This is a genomic window from Okeania sp., from assembly GCF_983059655.1.
The window spans coordinates 1-2,841 of record NZ_CEZPJD010000211.1 but is presented as its reverse complement, the minus strand read 5'-3'; the positions used below and the strand labels follow the sequence as shown (position 1 = coordinate 2,841).

Annotated in this window: 3 protein-coding genes; 1 reads left to right on the top strand and 2 read right to left on the bottom strand. The window is 40.9% G+C overall.

The window, feature by feature from the left end:
* The first annotated feature begins 387 nt into the window (after nucleotides 1-387).
* The gene (locus tag AC3DU7_RS13745; RefSeq protein ID WP_488039897.1) at nucleotides 388-963 is read left to right on the top strand and encodes a Uma2 family endonuclease; all 576 of its coding nucleotides are present in this window, start codon (nucleotides 388-390) and stop codon (nucleotides 961-963) included.
* A gap of 253 nt (nucleotides 964-1,216) precedes the next feature.
* Here the strand turns inward: AC3DU7_RS13745 and AC3DU7_RS13740 are convergent, their stop codons facing one another.
* A complete protein-coding gene (locus tag AC3DU7_RS13740; RefSeq protein WP_488039896.1) occupies nucleotides 1,217-2,245 on the bottom strand; it encodes a S66 peptidase family protein in 1,029 nt (342 codons plus the stop codon).
* A 288-nt stretch (nucleotides 2,246-2,533) separates the two neighbouring features.
* Nucleotides 2,534-2,841, bottom strand: a 308-nt coding sequence (locus tag AC3DU7_RS13735; protein WP_488039895.1) for a hypothetical protein, incomplete at its 5' end; no start/stop codon positions are given.

Here is a 2,841-nt window from a genome sequence, read left to right as displayed (position 1 = left end):
GGAATAGGGAATAGTTGGAAAAACATTTCCTAAGCAATAGACATCTCCAATTCTTTCTTAGCTATAGTTAAGTAACTAAAGTCTTGTCACCAGAATATTGAACTTACAGCGTATTCCACTTTGGTGAGGTACAATCACGCGAGCAAGATGCTCGGACTGGGAAAATTTAATTATTAATATCTGTACTTCATATACTTGGAATTTGCTGTATCTCCCAACTAAATTCTAAAAAATTAACTAGCTATCAGCTTTGAGCAGCTCTGGCTTAAAATACCCTGGAACCCCAAGCATAGGATTGTTTAGGAGGGGTTGAAATCCCCTTCTTGCAAAGCTGATTGCTGAATTGCTGTTTGCGTAGCATTCCGTTAGGAAACGCTTTTGAATATCATGGCCAAACTTCAACTATCCAACAAAATTCTAACTGTTGAAGAGTATCTCAACTATAACGACGGCACTGATACTCGCTATGAATTACTCAATGGACTATTGATAGAAATACCTCCCGAAAGTAATCTAAATTCCCGCATTGCTGCATTTCTCTTCGCTCACTTCCTGAAGATATTACCGTTCTCTCGTATCTGCCACAAAGATGCTGAAATCCAAGTTGCCAGCATTAAAGCTAGCTTCAGAATTCCAGACCTGATGATTCTCTCTGAAGCAGGGGAGGAAGCACTCATCGGTAGTTCTCGTAACACTATCACCCTGGAGATGCCTACACCACTACTCGTAATTGAAGTCGTATCCCCTGACAATCCGGCCAGAGACTACCGCTATAAATGTTATGAATATGCTGTTCGGGGCATTCCGGAATACTGGATTATCGATCCAATTCAACAGCAAATCTCTGTTTTGACTCTAAATGAAGGATTCTACGACGATGTGGTGTTCCAGGGGGAGCAGGCGATAGTCTCACAAGTATTTCCCAATGTTGAACTCACAGCTAACCAAATTCTATTCTTGTAGCAGGAGAAAGAAGGAAGAGGGAAGAAGTTCCCCAAGGATTGAAATTCTTGGCTAATATGCTATATGCTACATCAAAGCCCCCTAAATCCCCCAATTTTGGGGGACTTTTACCAGCTAATGGATTCTTGTTCCCCCCAGAATTGGGGGGCTAGGGGGGCAAAATTCAGTTTCACAAATAAAACCTTGTAGGGACATTCCATGAAACTACAGTGGTCTACTGAATTGCGCAAATTGTTAACTAAGTCGAAACTCCCTAAACCACAGCAGTTTCCAACATCTGAATCGTACCCCGATCGCTATCTATTTCCACCTCTACTCCTAATGGTACTGTAAATTTATCCCGAATATGACCGATCGCTGTACCATACCAAGCAGGAATACCTAGAGGTCGAATATGATCTATCAAAACTTGCCATAAAGTTAATGTGGGAAAATCATCCTCCTCATCCAGACATCTAGTACATTGTGCAAATACAAAACCCTCTAACTGTTGCAATACACCTGCCAAACTCAAATGAGTCAACATCCTGTCTACCCGATAAACATCTTCTCTTATCTCCTCCACAAATAAAATTTTTCCTCGCCAGTCTGGTAAAAAATTTGACCCCACTGTTGCTGTTAACACAGACAAGTTTCCTCCCACCAGTTGCCCCCGTGCTTTTCCACTTGTAATAGTTTCCACAATATTCATGGGAGGTTGTAAGGTCATCGCTTTTCCTTCAAACAGTATACTTTTGAAATAACTGACAGAAAATTTATTCCAGGAAGATGTACCAAAGGGGCCGTGGAATGTCACCAAACCACTGCGAGCATATATCGCCAATAACAGGGCAGTAATATCGCTATAACCAATGATAATTTTGGGATTTTTCCGAATTAAATCATAGTCTAATAATGGCAAGATGCGACTACTACCCCAACCACCTGTAGTTGTTAGTAATGCTTTTACTTCGTCATCGGCAAACATGGCATTGATATCTGCTGCACGATCGACATCTTTGCCCGCTAAATATCCATAGCGATCGAGAACGTGGGTGCCAACTTTTACTTTTAATTTTTGTTGCCCTAAAACTAAATTGATGTATTTGAGTTGATGTTTATAAATCATGGTGGCAGGGCTAACTACTGCTACGGTATCGCCTACTTTGAGGCGGGGTGGTTTGAGGATAGGTTGGGGCGATACTGCTGAGGCAACCCGGAGCGATCGCTTATTTGTGGCAGCGAGTTGGGTTGTCAATAAACTTAGACTTAGCAATTTTAAAAAGTAACGGCGATCGCTCATAAATATTGAAGAAGGAGTCAGGAGTCAGGAGTCAGGAGGACTGAAGCTGACAGTGGGGTATTAAACCCATAAGGGATAAAGATAAAAAATATAACTTTCTTGATTTTATTCTACCCTTACTTTATTTTGTCTGCTTACGCGATCGTATCAGAAATGGTATAATTTCTATGGGATTTAACCAATTTAAAAAAACTAAATTCTAAATTCTAAATTCTAAATTTTTAAAGGGGTTGACAATTTGTATACTTAAGGTTAGTATAGAAAGTAAGCACATCGGTATAAAGTACCTCAATAAATGAATAGTAGTAGCTTTTTAGTCATTTCTAGTTTTTTAGGAGTGGTTAAAAGGTGGTTTTTCATCTTTGCATGGTACCCCATCGACGCACCTCGCAGAATCGCTGGAACCCTGATTCTCTCGTTGAACTGCGTCGATGCCATGCTAGGAGAGGGTTTGAGGGTCGTCATTTTGGCAAAAATTGCTTTGTTGATTTTTTTATCAAAGGGGTGCGTCGATTTGGGGGTCTGAAAGCCTTGCTCTGTCGTGGTTCCAAAACCGAACTCCCCCCCGCTGGGTTTAATGCGGATTAGTTGGAAAC

Bases quoted from the DNA above. Each gene is read 5' to 3' on its own strand.
- AC3DU7_RS13745 (WP_488039897.1), top strand. From the start codon at position 388: ATGGCCAAACTTCAACTATCCAACAAAATTCTAACTGTTGAAGAGTAT.
- AC3DU7_RS13740 (WP_488039896.1), bottom strand. From the start codon at position 2,245: ATGAGCGATCGCCGTTACTTTTTAAAATTGCTAAGTCTAAGTTTATTG.